This is a genomic window from Vibrio sp. 10N.247.311.49 (assembly GCF_041467655.1).
GTDB classification, from domain to species: Bacteria; Pseudomonadota; Gammaproteobacteria; order Enterobacterales; family Vibrionaceae; genus Vibrio; species Vibrio crassostreae_C.
Genome location: NZ_JBFSVA010000004.1, coordinates 112,931 through 133,624 on the forward strand (window position 1 = coordinate 112,931; position 20,694 = coordinate 133,624).

Sequence of the window (20,694 nt, forward strand, 5' to 3'; positions counted from 1 at the left end):
TTTTAAGGTAAGTAATGAGTTATTTTGAAGCGTTTATATTGGCGTTGGTGCAAGGCTTTACAGAGTTTTTACCTATTTCCAGTTCTGCACACCTAATCCTTCCTTCAGCTGTTTTAGGCTGGGAAGATCAAGGTTTGGCTTTTGATGTTGCTGTCCACGTTGGTACTTTGGCAGCTGTTGTTATCTATTTCCGTAAAGAAGTGGTCTCTCTGTTGAGCGCATTCTTTGGTTCAGTGTTTAAAGGCGATCGTAGTAAAGAAGCGAAGTTAGCGTGGATGATCATTCTCGCGACGATTCCTGCGTGTATCTTTGGCTTGTTGATGAAAGATATTGTTGAGCTTTACTTACGCAGTGCGTGGGTGATCGCGACGACAACGATTATCTTTGGTCTATTGTTATGGTGGGTGGACAAGAACTCAAGCCTGCGCGATGACGAATACCAAGCGGGTTGGAAAAAGGCGCTGTTTATTGGTCTTGCTCAAGCAATGGCGATCATTCCGGGCACGTCTCGTTCTGGCGCAACCATTACCGCGGCGCTTTACCTTGGTTTCACACGTGAAGCGGCGGCTCGATTCTCTTTCTTGATGTCTATCCCAATCATCACTCTGGCTGGTGGTTATTTAGGTCTTAAGTTGGTGACAAGCGGTGATCCAATCCATGTTGGCACTTTGCTAACGGGCGTTGCGGTGTCTTTCATCAGTGCTTACATCTGTATCCACTTTTTCTTGAAGCTTATCTCTCGTATGGGCATGACACCGTTCGTTATCTACCGCCTGATTCTAGGTTGTGGTCTGTTTGCTTTCTTAATGATGCAGTAACAGACACAGGCAACGGTCTCGCTGTAAGAATTGAAACAAAAGGCCCGCTTAACTGCGGGCTTTTTATACGTTTTAGGTAGAGCGGCGACGATTAACTGCTAGCGAGTTCTGATAGGGCGTTTTCAATTGCGATGGCTCTGCGTTTCTCTTGTTCTTCTCGAATATCTTTGCCTTTAAAACCATCGGTAATGATCGCTTTTACTTCGACTTGAAGCGCCGCTTGGTAGGCGACTTCAAAGCGCGCTTTTTGAGGATAAGGCTGATCTTGTAATCCTTTTCGGCCTGCGTGGTCGGCCTGGCAGCAAAGTAGTATATCGTCGAGCCTATCTGGCTTACGCCAAACATCGAACTTGTTGAGAACCTTGAGAAAGGTGGTTGGTTTGAGCTCGCCTGCGCGGTGGATATTAGAATGTTGCTCGCACACTAACAACGCAAGGTCTCTGAACTCATTGGGCACTCTCACTCGCTCACACAGTTTCTTGATTATCTTAACACCTGTGTGGCAGTGCATTTTATGGCTTGGCCATTCAGCTTGTGGTGTGACGCCTTTACCTAAGTCATGCACTTGAGCTGCAAAGCGTACCGGTAGCGATGGGCTTAATAGTGCGGCTTGCTGAGCAACCATCAGAGTGTGAATACCCGTGTCGATTTCAGGGTGCCATTTTTCAGGTTGAGGGACGCCAAATAGAGCGTCAATCTCAGGTAATACGACTGCCAATGCACCACACTCTTTCAATACAGAGAGGAACACTTCAGGGTGCGGTGTACTAAGAGACTTATGCCACTCTTGCCAAACTCGCTCTGCAGTAAGGTGTGCCAGCTCACCAGATTGGACGATCTCACTCATCATATCCATGGTTTCAGGTGCAACCGTGAAGTTAAGATGGTGAAGCTTGGCGGCGAAGCGAGCCACACGCAGTACACGAAGAGGGTCTTCAACAAAAGCGTCTGAAACGTGTCTTAAGATACGATCCGAGAGATCTTTTTGGCCATGGTAAGGATCGTAAAGCTGGCCTTTATCGTCTTGAGCAATGGCGTTGATGGTCAAATCTCGACGCATGAGATCTTCTTCCAAACTCACGTCTGGCGCGAAGTAACATTCGAAACCTGTGTAACCCGAACCTGACTTTCTTTCGGTGCGAGCCAGTGCGTGCTCTTCTTTGGTTTTTGGGTGCAAGAATACGGGGAAGTCTTTGCCCACTGCAGTAAAGCCAAGGTTTTCCATCTCTTGAGGGGTACTCCCTACCACAACCCAATCTCTATCATAGCTATCAATGTTGAGCAGCTTATCGCGCACCGCTCCACCGACTAGGTAGCGCTGTAGCCCATTGTCTTTTGGTAGGCTATCGTATATTTGCAACTTATCACCTCGAAATGTTTTATCACTGCTGGACTTTACTGCAAGCAATGGTACTTTCCATTAATCGTAATTATAGGGCAGCACATGTATAAGGAATATTTTGGCTTCGTTGAGATGCCATTTTCGATTGTACCAAATTCTCGCTACTTGTTTTTGAGTCAGCGCCATCAAGAAGCGATGCAGAACCTACAAGCCGGTTTAGGCGAGGGTGGGGGCTTTGCGATGCTTACTGGTGAGGTTGGTACAGGGAAAACAACGGTCGCTAAGGCGATGTTGTCTTCATTGGATAGTCATACTCAGGCTGGCCTTATACTTAACCCTACGTTTTCAAATACGGATTTACTAGAAGCTATCTGCGATGAGTTTGAGGTCGAGTACCCAGAACAAGCATCGTTGAAACAGCTCAGTCAGGCTATTCATTATTTTCTACTTGATAGCCATGCCGAAGGCATTCAAACCCTATTGGTGATCGATGAAGCCCAACACCTCGCTGCCGATGTGTTGGAGCAGTTACGCCTTCTAACAAACTTGGAAACCGACAATCGTAAGCTGTTAAAAGTACTGTTGGTCGGCCAGCCGGAATTACAACAGCACTTACAAACCACGCAGCTACGTCAGCTAGCACAGCGCATTACTGGTCGTTATCACTTACTGCCTCTTAATACCGAAGAAACGGGCAAGTACATCGCGTTTCGTTTGGAGACGGCGGGTGGCGAGCAGATGTTGTTTTCGAACCGTTCTATCAAGCTGATTGCTCAATATACGCATGGTATTCCAAGGCTCATTAACTTGGTGTGTGATAAAGCACTGCAGTTGGCTTTTCATGACGGTGAGCAGCTACCGAGCAATGAAACGGTTAACCGAGCGTGTCAGCAGGTTATGTCCTTTCAGGCCGATGTGTATCACGTCGAGAAAGCTCTAACTTCTCGTGTCGCGCCTAAGTTATTCCAATACGCAGGGATTGCGACGTTAAGCGTTGGTCTTGCAATAGCGACCTTTAACTTCGCTCCAAGCTATATCAATGCTTGGTTGCCTACGGATACATCAAATGGAGCAAAGACGGAAGTGTCTGCACAGGCTCAGCGCTCTTTGGTGGCGAATGAACCTCAGTTGGTTGCTGAGCCAAAACCTGCCAAGTTTGCTTTGCCACAAGATATTCAACAACATTTGATGCAGGGGACCAATCGTTCTCTCGCTATCAAAGACTTGTATACGCTGTGGGGATATCAATCTTCACTGCGTGATGGATTGTGCTTAAGTGAGCCACAAAGTGTTTTTGTGTGTGAGCAGCAGCAGGCCAGTTTGGATACCTTGTTAGAACTTGGTGTTCCTGTGGTACTTAATCTCGACATAGACCAAAAACCAGTGTTTGCTGTGCTGTATGGCGTGTCTAAGGATTCTGTCGAGCTACTGGTTAATGAAAAGCTGTTGGTGATGCCGAAGCAATCCTTAGAGCAAATCTGGCAAGGCGATTACGTCGCTATTTGGAAGCAGCCGCTGCGAGAGACCCTTAAAGAGGGCTATCAAGGTGAAGCGGTTGCTTTGCTTGATCTACTGCTTTCTGAAGTATTAGGAGAGGTTGTTTCCGGTAGTGATGTATTTGATTATGAGTTAAAAATGAAAATCGAAGCATTTCAAACGTGGCAAGGTATGTCTGTTGATGGCATTGCAGGTAAGCGCACCTTAGCAAGATTGCAGAGATTAGCTCAACTCGATTCGCCTAAGCTGATGTCACTAGAAGGGGGCGAAAGCTAATGTCACGTATTATGCACGAACTTAAACAGCCGTCTCACAAGCCATCTTCTATTAATCAGCACTCTCTTAGCAAACCAAGCTTCAAAGGCTACCAGAATCATCATGTTCCTAATTCTGCAAAAGGGATGAGCAACAAGCGAGGTTCATCGTTAGCGATGGGGCTACTCTTAATCTTGGTTCCTTCTTTGTTGGTGGGTGGCGTCTTGGCTTATCAATCGTATATCCAACAACAAGAAGCCGTGAACCAAGCTGCCAATGTCGCTCTGCCAGAATTTAAAACTGAATCAGACATTGAGCCTGAAATTGCGGATGCTGATATAGCAAGCATGGATGCCGTGTCTGAGGAAGAAGATGCCTTGTTCACCGTTCGCCCTGCACCGGCGAGCCAACCGTTGAAAGCATTGCCACGCCAAGAGATGTATGCACAGATTGATTCTGGCGCTAATCGTGCAAACACCGCTGGTGGCTCAGCAGTGATCTTCGCTAATGCTGATAACAACACTCAAATGACAGCCAGTTCTGAATCGTCATCCGTTCAGCCAGGCGCGAGTGATGAAACGACTGCTCTGCAATCAAGCACTGATCAGCAATCAAATAGTGACTTACAATCGGACAGTGATCTGCTGCAAGGGCTAGACCTCAGTGAGTTGCCACCTGATTTGGCATTGAAGCTTGAATCCATTATGGGGGAGCAACAAAGCGCTCCTGAGCCGATGGATTCTAGACCCTCAGGGCAAAGGGGTTCTCAGGTCATTGAGCTGGAAACGCACACCAATAGCTTATCAGGCGTCCTTCCTAAGTTAGACCTACAAACCCATATGTACTCGAGCAGCGAGACCAAACGTTGGGTAAAAGTGAACGGCCAAGAAGTGGCGCAAGGAGATTGGATTGGACAAGACATTCAATTACTAGAGATTAAGCCACAATCAGTGATCATAGAGTTCAATCAACAGAAGATAGAAATCCCGGCTCTGTACGAGTGGAAAGGTTAGCGATTTCTATACGTATTTAGATAACAGACAAATAAAAAGGAGCACCTCGGTGCTCCTTTTTGATCTTCGATACTGAATTTACTGTACCTGATACAAGCGTTACGTCTACGCCCAACCGTTTGGTGATTTTCTGCGACGAGGCATGATGTGTGGCAGAACAAGGCCTAGAAGTAGACCAATACCCGCAACACCACCACCGTACATGAAGTACTTCAATAGTAGGTCGTCTTTTTGAGTGTCTAGCTTAGCGCGCAGTTCACGGTTCTCTGTTTGAGAACTCGTTAGCTGTTGGCTAATTTCACTGTAGTTCTGTTCTAGTTCAGCAATCTGCTTGTTACGAGAATCTAGAGAGCTTGCTAGGCCAGCTTTTTCGCTGTCAGCACTCTGACGAGCATTCGCTAGCTTGCCTTTAACTTCCGTCAGCTCTTTCTCTAGCTTAGGCATACGCAGTGCCATGCTTTCTTGAGTGCTTACAAACTTGCTTTCAACCCAACCTTTACGGCCACGGTTGTCTTGAATTTGGGTGTAACCCGTACTCTTGTTAGTTTGTAGGAATGTAATCTTTTCACCAGCATCAACACTACCGATGATACGGAATGTGTTGTTTGGGCCAGAATGCATATAAGTAAATAGTTTGTCAGCAATATAACGGTCTTGTGCAAAGGCAGCTGGAGCCGCAAGCATTGCGAACAAAACTAAGCTAATCAGTTTTTTCACAGTAAATCCCTTAACGATTCAAATTGGGTAGGCGTATGAGTCAGCCTCAATCAGCAAATAATATTTAGTTTCTTTATGCGGTGCAACAAAGAAGGGAGGCAAAGCCTCCCTTTCTGTGCGTTTGAGTCAATAATGACATGGCATTTACATATCGTTACTGAAGCTCACACTGTTCTGACGCTAGTATTCACTAACGCAGTCGCGATTACATAGTAAACGCAGCTTGAATTCCGTAGAAGAACACAACAGCAAGTAGAGCACCTGCAGGTAGTGTCACAATCCAAGAAGCCACGATATTACGTACAACGCCTAAGTTTAGTGCTGCGATACCACGAGCAAAACCAACACCTAAAACAGCACCAACGAGTGTTTGTGTAGTAGAGATTGGAAGGCCAGTACCTGAAGCTAGTACAACCGTACATGCAGTTGCAAGTTGTGCAGCAAAGCCACGGCTTGGTGTTAGTTCTGTAATACCAGTACCAACGGTTGCCATTACTTTATGACCCATTGTTGCAAGACCAACAACGATACCGAATCCACCTAGAGGAAGAATCCACCATGCGATAGTACTCTTACCTGTGATTTCACCCATGTGCTCAACGGTTGATACAACAGCAGACAGTGGACCAATCGCGTTCGCAACGTCGTTTGAACCGTGTGCAAATGCCATCGCACAAGCTGTGATAACCATGAGTACAGAGAAGATGCCTTCAACACCTGCAAAGCCGTGGTCTTCTTCGCGGTTAGCGAATTTCTTCTGGATGTATAGGTAACCGCCGATCATTACAAGCGCAGAAACGCCAGCAGCCCAAACCCATGCTTCAGTGTTGCTTAGGTGAAGACCAACGTGCTTAAGGCCTTTCTTGATGGTTACAAGTGCAATTACCATTGTTGTAATGAACATGTATACCGGTACAAAGCGTTTCGCGTTAAATAGCGGGTTCTCTGTATCAAAAATCAGTCGTTGAGCACTTACAAATATGACGTAAGCGAAGAAACCGGAAATAACGGGTGTGATAATCCAACTACCCACAATACCTTGAACACTGTTCCAGTCTACAGCTTCAGTACCTACAGAAATACACGCAAAACCGATGATTGCACCGATGATTGAGTGAGTCGTAGAAACCGGCCAGCCCATGTAAGAAGCGAGAAGTAGCCATGTACCCGCAGCAAGAAGTGCTGACATCATGCCGTACACAAGTACATCTGGTTGATGAGCGAATAGAGACGTTTCGATAACACCTTTACGGATCGTGTCTGTTACTTCGCCGCCCGCAAGGTAAGCACCTGCGAATTCAAAGATCATTGCGATAATGATCGCTTGTTTAACGGTTAAAGCTTTAGAGCCTACTGAGGTGCCCATTGCGTTCGCAACGTCATTTGCACCAATACCAATAGCCATCAAGAAACCGAAAGCTGCTGCAACAATAATCAGGACAGTGCCGTAGTTAGCAAGGATATCCATCGTAATACCTAGTTGTTTGATAACAAGCGGAACAAATTTAGACGCAAAAAACCGCTCAGCGAGAGGAATACTCAGCGCATAAGTGGTTTGTTCAAAAAATGCTCTTCGTTATATGGTTAACGTATGATTTAAGATCGAGAAAGCATTACTTCAAGACGAGCGCCTACACGCTGTGCTTGATCTGCAATACCACCAACCCATTCAAGAATTTTGTATAAGAACATGATATCAACTGGATTCAGATCGCCTTCAATTGCCATTAGTTGTTGGCGTAGTTCGATCTGCATCGCATCCGTGTCATCTTCAATTACATCTAATTGATGAATCATTTCGGCAACGAGTGTTACTTCACGGCCTTTAAAGCCAGTCTCAAGTAATTCGTCTAATTCATTGATTACGTTTTGTGCTTGGTTCGCTGCATCTAGACAACGTTTAACGTAAGCGATGAAGTTTTCTTGCATAGGAGCAGGAATGACAAGTTGACGACCATATACACGGCCAGCAATGTCTTTCGCTAGGTTTGCGAGTTTGTCTTGTTGAGTTAATAGCTCCAACATATCGGTGCGATCAACTGGCATAAACAAACCACGAGGAAGTTTAAGGCGAATTTCACGTTTTAGTACGTCAGCTTCTTTCTCAAGGTGAGAAATTTGAGCTCGAATTTCTGATGCTTTTTCCCAGTCACCTTTTGAAGAAACTTCAAAGAAATTAACTAGGTGAGAACAACATTCGTTCACGCATACTACGTGACGCTGCAAAGGTTTAATTGGGGACTTTGCAAATAACCCCATAATTGTATTTACTGGCATGGTCATCCAACCTAATAAATAATAACCTTAAAACAACATACACCATATTCATGGTGAAATGTTAAGCGATGGCTACAAAGTCGCGCATGTTAACCTAATCAATCTCTCATTAAAACTGTTTTAGATCATCATAAGGGCGATATTTCTGACTTGCCGACTTTTCAAATTGGCAATATCCTGTCCCTATCTTCACAGAAAGGTATAACTATGGAAACCGAGATAGAACTGAAGTTTTTTGTTTCTCCTGAATTTTCAGAGACTTTACGCAATAAAATTGCTGAAACTAAAGTACTTCAGCACAGTTGTCGTGAGCTAGGTAACATCTACTTTGACACCGCTGACAACTGGCTACGTAAGCACGATACAGGCTTACGCATTCGACGCTTTGATGACGTATTTGTACAAACCGTAAAGACTGCTGGTCGTGTGGTTGCTGGCCTGCATCAAAGGCCTGAATACAATGCAGAACACGACAGCAACGAACCTAAGTTAGCCCTGCACCCAGAGGATATCTGGCCAGCAGGTAAAGACATCGAAACGTTGCAAGCTGAGCTGACTCCTCTGTTCTCTACCAACTTCACGCGTGAGCAGTGGTTGATTGGTATGCCTGATGGTAGCCAAGTCGAGGTCGCATTCGATCAAGGCTTTGTTGAATCAGGCGACCTGCAAGAACCGATTTGCGAAGTCGAATTGGAACTTAAATCCGGTCAAACGGATGCGCTATTTACATTGTCTCGCCAATTCTGCGAACAAGGTGGCATGCGTTTGGGTAACCTAAGTAAAGCAGCTAAGGGTTACCGTCTTGCTCAAGGTTATCAAGGAGATGAAGTCACTCCTTTGACCTTAGTTGATACTGACAAAAGTGATACTGTTGAATCATGTTTCATTCAATCTTTAGAGCATGCTCTCGCTCATTGGCACTCTCACGAGCAGATTTTTACTGAGCGTCAATCGATTGAAGCGTTACATGAGATAAGCCATTCGTTAAGTTTTATTCGTCAAACCTTCACTATCTATGGTGACATTGTTCCAAGACGCGCGAGTGCTATTTTACGCCAAGAACTTAAGTGGCTTGAGCAAGAACTTGATTGGCTAAAAAGTTATGACCACTTCGAAGATTTGCTCGAAGATAAAGGCCACGTGCTGCGTAAGCTCGATGCACGTAAGTTCTTGGTCGCTGAGCTTAAAGAGATGCAAGAGCAACTGCCAGATCGTGAAGACCTGCTGACCTTGCTGAGTTCTGCTCGATACACCGGTTTATTATTAGATCTGAGCCGTTGGATCTTGTCTCGTGGCTGGCAACCTTTCTTAGATGAAAAAGCACGTGAGCAAATGGCTCGTGGTATCGAATGGTTTTCCGTGCAGCAACTCGATCGCACATGGGCCGATTTGATGGAAGCTTTCCCGCCAGAGCGAGTGATGACTAGCCAAGCGTATATTGATCAGCAATACCGTTTGATGCGTAATCTGTATTCTGGCGTTGGTTTCGCGAGTTTGTATGATGACGATGAACGAAACAGCTTCCGCTTGCCATGGGCCGATATGGTGCAAGGCATTGATGACTTGCTGGCACTTAAAACATTAGAGCCTTTGACTGAGAAGCTGGAAGGCGATGAGAAGCTTCAGCTAGAGCGTTGGTTAGCTCGTCAAGAAGTGTCCATTCTGCATGCGATGGAACAGACACGCCAAATCAGTGTTGAGGTTGAGCCATACTGGCAAGACTAAACTCGATACCTGTATCAATAGAAGTATGAATTTGAAAATAGGGCTCGGGCCCTATTTTTTTGTTTGTTGCTCAAGTTTTTCGAGTCGCTCTAAGATTTTCTGTTGCTGCTCGATGATCTTCTCAAGGTGTTTCTCTTTGTTTTCCGCTCGTTGATTCTCATGATGAGTTGGGGAGGTGATCAAAGAAGTAATCAAGCCTGAAATCATACCAAACACACCGACACCACAGATGATCACCATTGAAGCCACTAACTGACCGGAAGTTGTCACTGGGTAATGGTCGCCATAACCCACAGTACTGATGGTCACAAACGCCCACCATAAAGCATCATGACCTGTAGTGATGTTGGCGTTCGGATCTTTGTGTTCCAATAGCAGGATCGTGCCAGCACCGATAGTCAGTAAGATCACCAAAAGCAGAATGATGGAAGCGAAAGTGGTCTCTTTCCTATTACGAAATAACTCTCTGAAAATACGTTTACTTGAACGCAGAACTAAGATGACTCGCAGAATTTGAAAAATACGGGCGAAACGAAGAGGCTCGATCATTGGGATACTTGCTAAGAAATCGATCCAGTGTACTTTTAGAAATTCTTTTTTGTTTTGTGATCTAAATAGATCAATTGTGAGCTGAAAAAGAAAAACACTACAGATTATAAAATCGAGGCCGATAAGGACTTGTTTCGATTCTTTATCGATCGGTACGAACAATAAGCCTGAGATCACAAATAACGCTAAGAAAGAGAGAATCAGTGACAATAAGCTCATCGGCTTGGTGGCGTCTTTGGTATTATTCAACATTCATACGAGGCTCAAAATAAATCGCGAACTTTGACTGACATAGCCACCTCGCGGATATAGAAGCCATCAATATATAAGAATTAATGGAGAACTGACAATGACTAAACTGTCATTCAAGCCGTGGGAAAGGGTAATCTCTGACGTTCGTCTCGTTCCAAAAATGGTCATGTTGATGATATTCAGCACTATCTTGATCATTTCGAAGCAGCTATGGGACGCAAGTACGTTTTACGATTCATTGCTTGCTGTAACGAACAATGCGCAAGTCGCACAACAACATTACGAGACTTACCTAGTTCAAGTGGCTTGGCAAACAGCCTTGATGATCATTGTGTTTGTGGTTCTTCTGTTAGCAGCGGCGCGCGTTATGCTGCGCCAGACTCAATACCTTAATGACGCCATTAAAACCATGGCAGATAAGAACTTATCAGTGCCGATTCAAATGGACTGTAAAGATGAATACGGCGATGTGGCACGCGAACTTGAAAAAACTCGCGTCCAACTGAACGACATGATCAAAACTCAGGTGGCCTCTTCTGATGAGCTGTTTGCTCTGACGGAAGTGATGACCATCAGCATGTCTGAAACCAAAGAGTCAGCTCAAGAAGAGTTCAACGAGATCGATCAACTGGCAACAGCAATGAGTGAGATGACGTCGACGGTGCAAACTGTCGCTGAGCATGCACAAAGCGCTTCGTCATTGACTGAACAGGCATCAGGCCAAGCTCTTACTGGTCAGAAGTTCGTTCAAGGATCAGTGTCTAAGATGAGTGAGCTATCTTCAGATATCGCAGCATCTGCAGCAGCGGTAAACCAAGTAGAAGAACGCGTTGACTCAATTGGCAGTGTGGTTGGTACTATCCAAGGCATTTCAGAACAGACAAACCTACTAGCATTGAACGCTGCAATTGAAGCGGCACGTGCCGGTGAAGCGGGTCGTGGTTTTGCGGTTGTTGCTGATGAGGTTCGTAACCTTGCACAGCGCACTCAGCAAGCGACGGTAGAGATTCAAGACATGATCAGTCATCTACAAAGCAGCGCTAACTCTGCGGTAGAACTGATGGAGAAGAGTGTTGTTGAAGCGGCTGAAGGTGTTGATCTGGTGACTAACGCGGGAAGTGAGCTTGACGGCATTGTAAGCCAAGTCAATCAAATCAATGATATGAACTTCCAGATCGCGACCGCTGCAGGCCAACAGAGCAGTGTTGCTGAAGAGATGAGCATCAACCTGACCAATGTACGCGAGCTTGTTGAAGCTTCAGTTGTGGTGGTTGGTGAACTGCTCGAGACCTCTCAGCTTATGGAAAGTAACGCGCAAGAACTCGACGGTAAGATTAAGCAATTTAAGGTTTAGTCCTCAGCACCCAATCTTCATCCGTCAAAGGCTAATTCCCAGAGACTGTTTCTCGGTTGTAAGCTCAACCAGATAAGTTAATCGATAAAACGCCCACATTGCTAATGTGGGCGTTTTTTATTGGCGTAACTTTGGTATAACTTATCTTTAGTTATGAAAACTCGTTATTGAAGAACTGAATCGATAAACCGATTGTTCGGCGCGCAGCTTATACAAGGAAGAAACATGCCATTGCCTTCTCAACTCATCACTCACTCCCAGTCTGCTTTTGAGCAATTATTAGAGCATCAAAGTGAAGCCATCAATACTTGGTCTGAGCCACTGACTGAAGATCTTAAACGTGTACTCGGTTTAAGCTGTTTTATTGGTGATTGCCTGCAGCGTGATACGGTTTTATGTGGTGACTTACCTAATATGTTGGCATGCGAAGAACGCGCTGAAGGATACCGAGAACGCTTGGCTGAATTACTTTCTAGTTGCACCGATGAAATGAGCGGTCAGCGCGTGCTGCGTCAATTCCGAAATCGAGAAATGACCTACATTGCTTGGCGTGATTTTATGGGTTCGTGGGAGCTAGAGCAGAGCCTAAATCATCTATCGATGTTGGCTGAGGCGATGATCTTCGAAACCTACCAATGGCAGTACGATATTTGTTGTAAAGAGTGGGGCACACCTTGTAATGAACAAGGCGAAGCACAGCCGATGTTGATCATTGGTATGGGCAAGCTAGGGGGCGGTGAGCTTAACTTCTCTTCCGATATCGATCTGATCTTCACCTACCCAGAGAATGGTGAAACCCAAGGTGCAAGACGCAGCATTGCCAATGCGCAGTTCTTTACACGTCTCGGGCAACGTATTATTAAGGCGCTTGATCAGCAAACCTTCGATGGATTCTGTTATCGAGTAGACATGCGCCTGCGTCCATTCGGTGAGAGTGGTCCACTGGTCATGAGTTACGCTGCGCTAGAAGATTACTATCAAGAACAAGGTCGCGATTGGGAACGCTACGCTATGGTCAAAGCGCGTGTGATGGGCAGTGAGATGTACCCTGAGTATCAAGAGCTTCGCCAAATGCTACGCCCGTTTGTGTTCCGCCGTTATATTGATTTTAGTGCGATTCAATCTCTGCGCCGAATGAAGTCTATGATCAGCAGCGAAGTGCGTCGTCGTGGTCTCTCGAACAACATCAAGCTTGGCTCTGGTGGTATTCGTGAAGTTGAGTTTATCGCACAAGTCTTCCAATTGATTCGTGGTGGACGCGAGCCTAGCTTACGCGGTCGAGGGTTACTCGAAACCTTAAGTGCGATTGAATCCCTTCATCTGCTAGAGTCTGAAGAGGTGGGGCACCTACGTGAAGCTTATCTGTTTTTGCGTCGCCTTGAGAACCTGTTACAAGCCATGGCTGATAAGCAAACTCAAACCTTACCTGACGGTGAATTCGAACAACTGCAGCTTGCGGTTGCCATGCAATTTTCCGATTGGGATAGCTTGATTGTGGCAACTCGCGCCCATATGGCGAATGTACATACCGTGTTCGAAGACCTAATTGGCGTTGATGAAGATGACGCTAATCCGATCGCGAGCCACTTTAGCGAGTTGTGGGATATGGCCCATAAACCCGATGTAATTGAGCACGTGTTGGAACACGACATTGCGGTCGCGAGCCCGCCTGATGCGGCGAAAACGATCATTCAGTTTAAAGCCGATTTGGCTAAAAAGACTCTTGGCCCTCGTGGGCGGGAAGTCCTCAATCGACTGATGCCGAAAGTGTTTCAAGCGCTGTACACCGCTAAGGATGCCGAGTTTGGTTTGTCGCGAGTACTGCATCTGCTGCATAAAATCGTTACGCGTACCACTTACCTTGAACTACTAGATGAACACCCTGCCGCGTTGACTCAGCTAGTTCGCCTGTGTACGGCAAGCCCGATGATTTCGGAGCAGTTGGGTCGTTATCCAATTCTGTTAGATGAACTTATCGACCCTCAGCAACTCTACAATCCCGTGCCTTTAGAGTCTTACAAGACCGAGTTGCGTGATTATCTAGCCCGTATCCCTGAAGATGATATGGAGCAACAGATGGAAGGTCTGCGTCAGTTTAAGCAGACCTGTATATTGAGAATTGCAGCCGCGGATATTGCGGGTGCTCTACCTGTCATGAAGGTCAGTGATCACCTGACCTACTTAGCAGAAGCCATTGTGGAGGCGGGGGTCAATCAAGCTTGGTTACAAGTATCCGCCAAGTTTGGTGAACCGACCCATGTTAAAGATCGCGAAGGTCGCGGTTTTGCTGTCGTTGGTTATGGCAAAGTCGGTGGTTGGGAGCTTGGTTATAACTCCGATCTTGATATCGTGTTCATGCACGACTGCCCGGTACACATCTATACTGATGGAAAGAAAGAGATCGATGGACGCCAATTCTACTTAAGATTAGCGCAGCGTATTATTCATATTTTCTCGACCAGAACTGCTTCTGGCATTTTGTACGAAGTCGATACTCGCCTACGCCCTTCTGGTGCATCTGGTCTATTGGTGAGTCCAACCGATGCCTTTGACGAGTATCAGCACAATGACGCGTGGACATGGGAGCACCAGGCCCTCACTCGTGCTCGTATGATTTACGGTGATGACTTATTGGTATCTGCGTTTAACAAAACTAGGCATGAGGTTTTGTGCTTGCCACGAGATGAGGCAACACTCAAAAAGTCAGTTGTGGATATGCGTGAAAAAATGCGTGGCCATTTAGGCGGTAAAAAAGCCGATCGATTCATGCTTAAACAAGATGCGGGCGGTATTACTGATATTGAGTTCTTGGCGCAATACTTAGTGCTGAGATACAGCAACGAGAAACCTAAGCTTACTCGTTGGTGTGACAATGTGAGAATCTTTGAAAGCTTGTTGTCGCAAGGGATAATGGACGAGCAACAAGGTATGGCATTGACCAATGCGTACACCACATTAAGGGATGAAATCCACCACCGTAATCTACTTAACCTTGATGCGGATGTGGCGATTGAAAAGTTCGAAATGGAAAGAGAACATGTTGTTCAGGCATGGAAGCAGTGGATGGAAGCATAATTCAGTCATAGCGTAGCGAGTGCTATGTTTATCTTGATAGGCTTTTACTCATTTATCTGTAGTTTAGCCACTGTAATCAGTGTGCTAGACTCTAGCCAGATTCGATTTTTGGAGCTCAACAATGAAACCAATTCTACCTGACTACAGCCAATCAGGTGTTCTTATTGTCGGTGACGTAATGCTTGACCGTTACTGGTATGGCCCAACTGGCCGTATTTCACCAGAAGCACCAGTCCCCGTTGTGAAAGTAGAAAATAACGAAGAGCGTCCTGGTGGTGCTGCCAACGTAGCAATGAACATTGCCTCTCTTGGTGGGCATGCTCATGTTGTTGGTTTGACTGGTAAAGATGAGCCTGCTGAGGTGTTGAAAAGCACTTTAGGTGCTCTGAAGGTTAAGTGTGATTTCGTTGAGTTAGAAGACTATCCAACCATCACCAAACTACGAGTGATGAGCCGTGGTCAGCAGTTGATTCGCTTGGATTTTGAAGACAAATTCGAAAACACCAACCCAGAGCTTATTCTGTCTCGCATGGAGCAAGCCCTACCAAATGTACGTTCGGTTATCTTGTCAGATTACGCGAAAGGTGCATTAGAGCATGTGCAAAGTTTTATTCAAAAAGCTCGTGCGGCAAAGGTTCCGGTATTTATCGACCCGAAAGGTGCGGATTTAGAGCGCTACCGTGGTGCGACATTACTTACACCAAACATGGCAGAGTTTGAGCTGGTTGCAGGTAAAGTGAAATCAGAAGAAGATCTTATCGAGAAGGGTATTGCCTTGATCGAGAAGTATGACTTTGAAGCTCTATTGGTGACTCGCAGTGAAAATGGTATGACTTTATTACGTAAAGGTCAGGCACCATTCCACTTGCCGACTCAAGCGAAAGAAGTGTATGACGTGACGGGTGCGGGTGATACAGTTATCTCGGTACTGGCAGCTTCCGTTGCTGCTGGTAAGCCACTGGATGAGGCGTGTGCACTGGCGAACGCTGCTGCGGGTGTGGTAGTGGGTAAGCTTGGTACATCTACTCTATCTACGATTGAGTTAGCGGAAGCAATTCACGGTAGTCAAGACACAGACTACGGCGTTATCTCTGAAGCGGCACTGGTTGAAGCGGTGAAGCGTGCTCGTGCGAAAGGCGAGAAGGTAGTTATGACCAATGGCTGCTTTGATATTCTACATGCTGGTCATGTTTCTTACATGAACCATGCGGCTGAGTTGGGCGATCGTTTGATCGTTGCGGTTAATACGGACGAATCAGTGAAGCGCTTGAAAGGCCCTGGTCGCCCTGTGAACCCAACTGATCGTCGTATGGCGGTATTGGCTGGCTTAGGTGCAGTTGATTGGGTTGTCCCATTCTCTGAAGATACACCTCAACGTTTAATCTCTGAGGTATTGCCAAGTATTCTTGTGAAAGGTGGTGATTACAAACCTGAAGATATCGCTGGTGGTGCGGAAGTGATTGCTGCTGGTGGTGAAGTTAAAGTACTTAACTTTGAAGATGGTTGCTCTACGACTGAAATCATTAAAGCGATTAAAGGTGGTCGAGGCTAACTCTTAGCCTTCCCGTTTTCTAGTCTCAAGGCTTAACTTTGAGCTAGGTTGAGAATTAGCTTTCAATAGATAATAAAAATGCCGCTCAATGAGCGGCATTTTTGTAACGGTAACTTGAGTAATTAAGAGTTACTTACTTGCTACTTTTAGACCTGCGTTTACATCAACAATGTCTTGTTCGCTTAGCGTACCAACCGCTTGACGAAGCTGAAGAACACTTAGGATGTAGTTGTAACGAGCATCTGAAAGGTTTTTGTTCGCATCATATAGACGGCGAGTCGAATCTAGTACGTCAACGATAGTACGAGTACCCACATCAAAACCAGCTTCTGTTGCTTCTAGAGCAGACTGAGCTGAAACAACAGACTGTTCGTAAGCGCGTAGAGCACCAATAGAAGCTGTGATGTTGTTGTTGAAGGCACGTACGTCTTTTACAACGCTACGGTAAGTTGCTTCTAGATCTTCACTTGCTGCAACGTAGTTGTATTCAGCCTGTTTAGTCAAAGAAGTTGTGCTACCACCCGTATATAGAGGTACCACTAAGTTCAAGCCTAGGTTTAGGTTATCTTGATCATAATCAGTTGAGCTGTTTGATTGATCTGTAAGAGCGTAACTACCATCAAGAGTTAGGCTAGGTAGATGACCAGAGCTTGCTAGAGAGATGTTATCTTTTGCTACGTCTTGAGAGATACGAGCAGCAAGTAGACTAAGGTTCTTTTGCTCTGCTTGTTCAACCAGTGCAATCGCAGACTCAGAAGATTTGCTTGCTGAGAAACGGTCAGTGTCTAGGATGCTTAGGTTAGAGTGTTCTTGACCTGTAATCTCACGTAGACCTTCGTAGTTATTAATCAGAGTGTTCTCTGCTAAAACTTCATCAGCTAAAACAGCATCGTATTGAGCTTGCGCATCATGTACATCGGTGATTGCTGAAAGACCTACTTCAAAGCGCTGTTTTGTTTGCTCTAGTTGGCGAGCAACCGCTGCTTTTTCTGCACGAACGAACTCTAGGTTATCTTGAGCACGCAGTACTTCGAAGTATGCTGTTGCTACACGCAGGATCAAAGCTTGTTGCTCTGCTGCATACGCTGAATCAGCCTGACGAGCGGTTTTCTCTGCTGTATCTAACGAGATCCATGAAGAGCGTTGATAAAGTTCTTGAGTGAAGCCGATCGCTGCTCCCCAAGTGTTATTATCAATACTTGAGCTACCTGAACCAGAAGTATCTCTGTCACCACGGTTAATGTCGTAGTTCGCTGTTAGGTTAATTTGTGGTAGCAAATCACTACGGCTTGACGTTACTGCTTCAAAAGCGGCATCGCGCTGCGCTGCTGAACGAAGAAGTTGTGGATCGTTCTGTTTTGCTTGGTCGTAAACTTCAGCTAGCGTATCAGCGAAAGCTGACGAACTCAGGCTGCCAATTGCTGCACTGATAAATAGTGGAAGCAGTTTTTTCATTTTCCTATTCCTGCCTTTTATGGAATTTTCTTTAGAAGAGTTTAACCCAGTTTGGTGGTAATTTACTCGAAACTTTGCACTTTTTTACAGTTAACTGTCCACTTGTGCAATATTTATAATTAAAGCTTAACTTTAATTATAAATTTTATATAAAAAGTTGAACCTTATCCTTGGTAGTTAACTCGGACAATGAGTAAACTATAAAGATCACTTAGTGAGGTACCAAATGCAACAGTATGACAATCAACGACATGAGTTTACTCCGCAAGATGTGGAAATAGTCTCAAAAGAGACGCTGTTTCGTGGTTTTTTCAAAATGGTCAAGTACACATTTAAACATAGACTATTTGAGGGAGGCTGGAGCCAACCAATAGAGCGTGAGATGTTTGAGCGTGGACATGCTGCCGCTTTGCTACCTTATGATCCTGTGCGTGATGAAGTGGTGATCGTCGAACAGATCCGTGTCGGAGCCCTAGAGCATGAGAACCCATGGCAATACGAAATTGTTGCTGGGATCATTGATACGGACGAATCGCCACAAGACGTCGCTCGTCGTGAAGCAATGGAAGAAGCCGGAGTCGAAGTCGGATCTGTATTGCCTATTACTTCGTATTATCCTTCATCTGGTGGTTGCTCTGAAAAGCTCGACGTCTTTGTTGGCTGTGTTGATGCAACGACAGCCAAAGGGGTACACGGATTGGACTACGAAGGTGAAGACATTCGTGTACAAGTGATGAGTCGCGAAGCTGCTTATCAGTTGGTAAAAGATGGTGTATTTGAAAATGGAGCCACGATCATTGCGCTACAGTGGCTACAATTGAACTACCAAGAATTACAGTCAGAGTGGATAGATTAACGTCATGCCAAATATCGCGGTCAAAAAACCGTATCATGTTGATCTTGCTGAATTGATGCGAGTTTACGAGACTAACTATGCCAAACTGAACGCTTTGTTACCGGTTGGGCATGAGGTTGGTGACGTTCGCTGTTACCAAGCCGTTAATATGGTGTATCAATTGACAGTGAATGAGGTCACAAAATACACCACATTAATAGATATATGTCAGAGTGATGCGATGCCAGTGTTTCCTTTGCCAAAAATGTCTGTCAGGCTATATCACGACGCTCGAGTTGCAGAAGTGTGCGCTAGCGGGGATTTTTCGCGAGTCAAAGCGAAATATGACTACCCCAACACTAAGCTTCTGCAAAAGGACGAGAAATTTCAATTGAATAAATTTCTTGGGGAATGGTTAACGTTTTGTTTAAAAACGGGTATCAGCCGAACCCCAATTGCCTTTTAATTGAGCCTATTTATCAACACTTTTAAAGTCTAAACAGTAACGTATCTGGATTTGTTATTTTGGAATTATCACACACTTCAAAATTTGATGAGAGCACTATTAAGCTTGTGCAGCTAACGGACACGCATTTATTTGCGCCGAGCAATGGCAGCTTATTAAGCATCAACACTCAAGATAGCTTTCGTGCTGTAGTCGATGGCATTGTTAGTCAGGGCTTTGACTATCAAGCGATTTTAGCAACCGGTGATATATCTCAAGATCACAGTGCTGAGTCGTACCAGAAATTTGAGTCAGGGATTCAGCCTTTGGAAAAGCCATGCTATTGGCTGCCAGGGAACCATGACTTTAAGCCTAATATGGGCAGTGTTTTACCATCACCACAAATACAGTGTGTTGAGCATGTCTTGCTAGGCGATAACTGGCAGATGGTGATGCTAGACTCGCAGGTGGTTGGTGTGCCTCATGGTCGCCTCAGCGATCAACAGCTTGACCTATTAGAACAGAAGCTGACGGAGTTCCCTGAACGTAATACCTTGGTTCTATTGCACCACCATCCATTGTTGGTTGGCAGCGCATGGTTAGATCAACATAACCTAAAAGACGCCGATCAATTTTGGGATGTGGTTCAACAGCACACCAATGTTAAAGCCGTACTGTGTGGTCACGTTCATCAAGACATGAACCGAGATCATCATGGTGTACAAGTCATGGCAACACCGTCGACTTGTGTGCAATTCAAACCTAACTCAGATGACTTCGCGGTTGATACTTTGTCTCCGGGCTGGAGAGAGATTGAATTACATCAAGACGGTACCGTTAGCACGCAAGTTCGTCGTCTGCCTCATGGGCAGTTCTTGCCTGATTTTAAGGCTGCTGGTTACTAATGAAGGCGGTTATTGATGCCAGGCTCTAATCAACAAGCTAATAAGCCATCGCTGCTTCTCTATATTCACGGATTTAACAGCTCATCACGTTCTCATAAAGCGAATGTGATGGCAGATTACTGTGCGGAGCATCGCGCTGATATTAAAGTCGTAACCCCTCAACTGCCGAGTTTCCCTCAACAAGCGGCACTTCATTTACAGCAGCTGGTGGAGCAATACAAAGAGCAATATCAAATAGCGTTGGTCGGTAGCTCGCTGGGTGGCTATCTTTCAACATGGCTGAATAGCCACTATGGTTTTAAAGCGGTGGTTGTAAACCCAGCAGTGAAGCCGTATGAGCTTCTTGCTGACTATTTAGGTGAACAAGTAAACCCATACACAGATGAACGATATGTACTGGAAACAAAACATATTGATGAACTGAAGGCGTTAGAGGTTTCGGCTATCGCTAAGCCGAGCGACTTCTGGTTACTTCAGCAAACGGAAGACGAAGTTCTGGATTACCGACAAGCGGTAGAGAAGTACCAAGGTGCAACACAGACAGTAGAAGAGGGCGGGGATCATAGCTTTGTTGATTTTGAACGCTACCCACAACAAATCATCACCTTTCTAAATCTTTAATCTGTTC

17 protein-coding genes are annotated in these 20,694 nt (G+C 45.4%); 11 read left to right on the top strand and 6 right to left on the bottom strand.

Going from position 1 to position 20,694, the window contains the following annotated elements; translation table 11 throughout:
• The first annotated feature begins 14 nt into the window (after positions 1 to 14).
• Complete coding sequence (locus tag AB6E54_RS06365) at positions 15 to 818, top strand: undecaprenyl-diphosphate phosphatase (RefSeq protein WP_010434624.1); 804 nt, start codon at positions 15 to 17, stop codon at positions 816 to 818.
• A 91-nt stretch (positions 819 to 909) separates the two neighbouring features.
• Here the strand turns inward: AB6E54_RS06365 and AB6E54_RS06370 are convergent, their stop codons facing one another.
• A complete protein-coding gene (locus AB6E54_RS06370; protein WP_102332763.1) occupies positions 910 to 2,226 on the bottom strand; it encodes a multifunctional CCA addition/repair protein in 1,317 nt (438 codons plus the stop codon).
• 36 nt (positions 2,227 to 2,262) lie between these two features.
• Here AB6E54_RS06370 and AB6E54_RS06375 point away from each other — a divergent pair, with 36 nt between their 5' ends.
• Both AB6E54_RS06375 and AB6E54_RS06380 read left to right on the top strand, forming a co-directional pair.
• Positions 2,263 to 3,933, top strand: coding sequence for an ExeA family protein (locus AB6E54_RS06375; protein ID WP_198599889.1), 1,671 nt, complete (start codon positions 2,263 to 2,265; stop codon positions 3,931 to 3,933).
• The gene (locus AB6E54_RS06380; protein ID WP_017061416.1) at positions 3,933 to 4,925 is read left to right on the top strand and encodes a general secretion pathway protein GspB; all 993 of its coding nucleotides are present in this window, start codon (positions 3,933 to 3,935) and stop codon (positions 4,923 to 4,925) included. The genes AB6E54_RS06375 and AB6E54_RS06380 overlap by 1 nt, the downstream gene beginning before the upstream one ends.
• 105 nt (positions 4,926 to 5,030) lie before the next feature.
• Here the strand turns inward: AB6E54_RS06380 and AB6E54_RS06385 are convergent, their stop codons facing one another.
• From AB6E54_RS06385 to AB6E54_RS06395, 3 genes are all read right to left on the bottom strand, one after another.
• Positions 5,031 to 5,642 (bottom strand): TIGR04211 family SH3 domain-containing protein, encoded by a 612-nt coding sequence (locus AB6E54_RS06385; protein ID WP_017062917.1) that lies wholly within the window; start codon positions 5,640 to 5,642, stop codon positions 5,031 to 5,033.
• 205 nt (positions 5,643 to 5,847) lie between these two features.
• On the bottom strand, positions 5,848 to 7,110 hold the full coding sequence (locus tag AB6E54_RS06390; protein WP_017061418.1) for an inorganic phosphate transporter: 1,263 nt from the start codon (positions 7,108 to 7,110) through the stop codon (positions 5,848 to 5,850).
• 128 nt (positions 7,111 to 7,238) lie between these two features.
• On the bottom strand, positions 7,239 to 7,919 hold the full coding sequence (locus AB6E54_RS06395) for a TIGR00153 family protein (RefSeq protein WP_010434644.1): 681 nt from the start codon (positions 7,917 to 7,919) through the stop codon (positions 7,239 to 7,241).
• A gap of 207 nt (positions 7,920 to 8,126) precedes the next feature.
• Between AB6E54_RS06395 and AB6E54_RS06400 the strand changes: the two genes are divergently transcribed.
• Positions 8,127 to 9,644 (top strand): inorganic triphosphatase, encoded by a 1,518-nt coding sequence (locus AB6E54_RS06400; protein ID WP_017067684.1) that lies wholly within the window; start codon positions 8,127 to 8,129, stop codon positions 9,642 to 9,644.
• Positions 9,645 to 9,695: 51 nt separating this feature from the next.
• Here the strand turns inward: AB6E54_RS06400 and AB6E54_RS06405 are convergent, their stop codons facing one another.
• Entirely contained in the window at positions 9,696 to 10,445 is a 750-nt protein-coding gene (locus tag AB6E54_RS06405; RefSeq protein ID WP_102321461.1) for a potassium channel family protein, read from the bottom strand.
• A 97-nt stretch (positions 10,446 to 10,542) separates the two neighbouring features.
• Between AB6E54_RS06405 and AB6E54_RS06410 the strand changes: the two genes are divergently transcribed.
• The 3 genes from AB6E54_RS06410 (at position 10,543) to hldE (ending at position 16,426) form a co-directional block, all read left to right on the top strand.
• Positions 10,543 to 11,799, top strand: coding sequence for a methyl-accepting chemotaxis protein (locus AB6E54_RS06410; RefSeq protein ID WP_017067682.1), 1,257 nt, complete (start codon positions 10,543 to 10,545; stop codon positions 11,797 to 11,799).
• 225 nt (positions 11,800 to 12,024) lie between these two features.
• Positions 12,025 to 14,874 (top strand): bifunctional [glutamate--ammonia ligase]-adenylyl-L-tyrosine phosphorylase/[glutamate--ammonia-ligase] adenylyltransferase, encoded by a 2,850-nt coding sequence (gene glnE / locus AB6E54_RS06415; RefSeq protein WP_017062913.1) that lies wholly within the window; start codon positions 12,025 to 12,027, stop codon positions 14,872 to 14,874.
• Positions 14,875 to 14,995: 121 nt separating this feature from the next.
• A complete protein-coding gene (gene hldE / locus AB6E54_RS06420) occupies positions 14,996 to 16,426 on the top strand; it encodes a bifunctional D-glycero-beta-D-manno-heptose-7-phosphate kinase/D-glycero-beta-D-manno-heptose 1-phosphate adenylyltransferase HldE (protein WP_102332765.1) in 1,431 nt (476 codons plus the stop codon).
• A 129-nt stretch (positions 16,427 to 16,555) separates the two neighbouring features.
• On the opposite strand, the gene tolC is transcribed toward hldE, so the two are convergent.
• Positions 16,556 to 17,881: an outer membrane channel protein TolC gene (tolC, locus tag AB6E54_RS06425; RefSeq protein WP_017062911.1), complete on the bottom strand. Its 1,326-nt coding sequence runs from the start codon at positions 17,879 to 17,881 to the stop codon at positions 16,556 to 16,558.
• Positions 17,882 to 18,107: 226 nt separating this feature from the next.
• Between tolC and nudF the strand changes: the two genes are divergently transcribed.
• Genes nudF through yqiA form a run of 4 tightly spaced genes read left to right on the top strand, consistent with a single transcriptional unit; the run spans position 18,108 to position 20,687 of the window.
• Complete coding sequence (gene nudF / locus AB6E54_RS06430; protein WP_017061425.1) at positions 18,108 to 18,737, top strand: ADP-ribose diphosphatase; 630 nt, start codon at positions 18,108 to 18,110, stop codon at positions 18,735 to 18,737.
• 4 nt (positions 18,738 to 18,741) lie between these two features.
• Positions 18,742 to 19,182: a DUF1249 family protein gene (locus AB6E54_RS06435; RefSeq protein WP_008222561.1), complete on the top strand. Its 441-nt coding sequence runs from the start codon at positions 18,742 to 18,744 to the stop codon at positions 19,180 to 19,182.
• Between the two features lie 59 nt (positions 19,183 to 19,241).
• Positions 19,242 to 20,066, top strand: coding sequence for a 3',5'-cyclic-AMP phosphodiesterase (gene cpdA / locus AB6E54_RS06440; RefSeq protein ID WP_017061426.1), 825 nt, complete (start codon positions 19,242 to 19,244; stop codon positions 20,064 to 20,066).
• A 15-nt stretch (positions 20,067 to 20,081) separates the two neighbouring features.
• Entirely contained in the window at positions 20,082 to 20,687 is a 606-nt protein-coding gene (yqiA, locus tag AB6E54_RS06445; RefSeq protein ID WP_017061427.1) for an esterase YqiA, read from the top strand.
• Positions 20,688 to 20,694: the final 7 nt, after the last annotated feature.

Coding starts and splice junctions, on each gene's coding strand:
- hldE (WP_102332765.1), top strand. CDS start 14,996: ATGAAACCAATTCTACCTGACTACAGCCAATCAGGTGTTCTTATTGTC.
- AB6E54_RS06400 (WP_017067684.1), top strand. CDS start 8,127: ATGGAAACCGAGATAGAACTGAAGTTTTTTGTTTCTCCTGAATTTTCA.
- AB6E54_RS06365 (WP_010434624.1), top strand. CDS start 15: ATGAGTTATTTTGAAGCGTTTATATTGGCGTTGGTGCAAGGCTTTACA.
- AB6E54_RS06405 (WP_102321461.1), bottom strand. CDS start 10,445: ATGTTGAATAATACCAAAGACGCCACCAAGCCGATGAGCTTATTGTCA.
- AB6E54_RS06395 (WP_010434644.1), bottom strand. CDS start 7,919: ATGCCAGTAAATACAATTATGGGGTTATTTGCAAAGTCCCCAATTAAA.
- AB6E54_RS06410 (WP_017067682.1), top strand. CDS start 10,543: ATGACTAAACTGTCATTCAAGCCGTGGGAAAGGGTAATCTCTGACGTT.
- tolC (WP_017062911.1), bottom strand. CDS start 17,881: ATGAAAAAACTGCTTCCACTATTTATCAGTGCAGCAATTGGCAGCCTG.
- yqiA (WP_017061427.1), top strand. CDS start 20,082: ATGCCAGGCTCTAATCAACAAGCTAATAAGCCATCGCTGCTTCTCTAT.
- glnE (WP_017062913.1), top strand. CDS start 12,025: ATGCCATTGCCTTCTCAACTCATCACTCACTCCCAGTCTGCTTTTGAG.
- nudF (WP_017061425.1), top strand. CDS start 18,108: ATGCAACAGTATGACAATCAACGACATGAGTTTACTCCGCAAGATGTG.
- AB6E54_RS06435 (WP_008222561.1), top strand. CDS start 18,742: ATGCCAAATATCGCGGTCAAAAAACCGTATCATGTTGATCTTGCTGAA.
- AB6E54_RS06390 (WP_017061418.1), bottom strand. CDS start 7,110: ATGGATATCCTTGCTAACTACGGCACTGTCCTGATTATTGTTGCAGCA.
- AB6E54_RS06380 (WP_017061416.1), top strand. CDS start 3,933: ATGTCACGTATTATGCACGAACTTAAACAGCCGTCTCACAAGCCATCT.
- AB6E54_RS06375 (WP_198599889.1), top strand. CDS start 2,263: ATGTATAAGGAATATTTTGGCTTCGTTGAGATGCCATTTTCGATTGTA.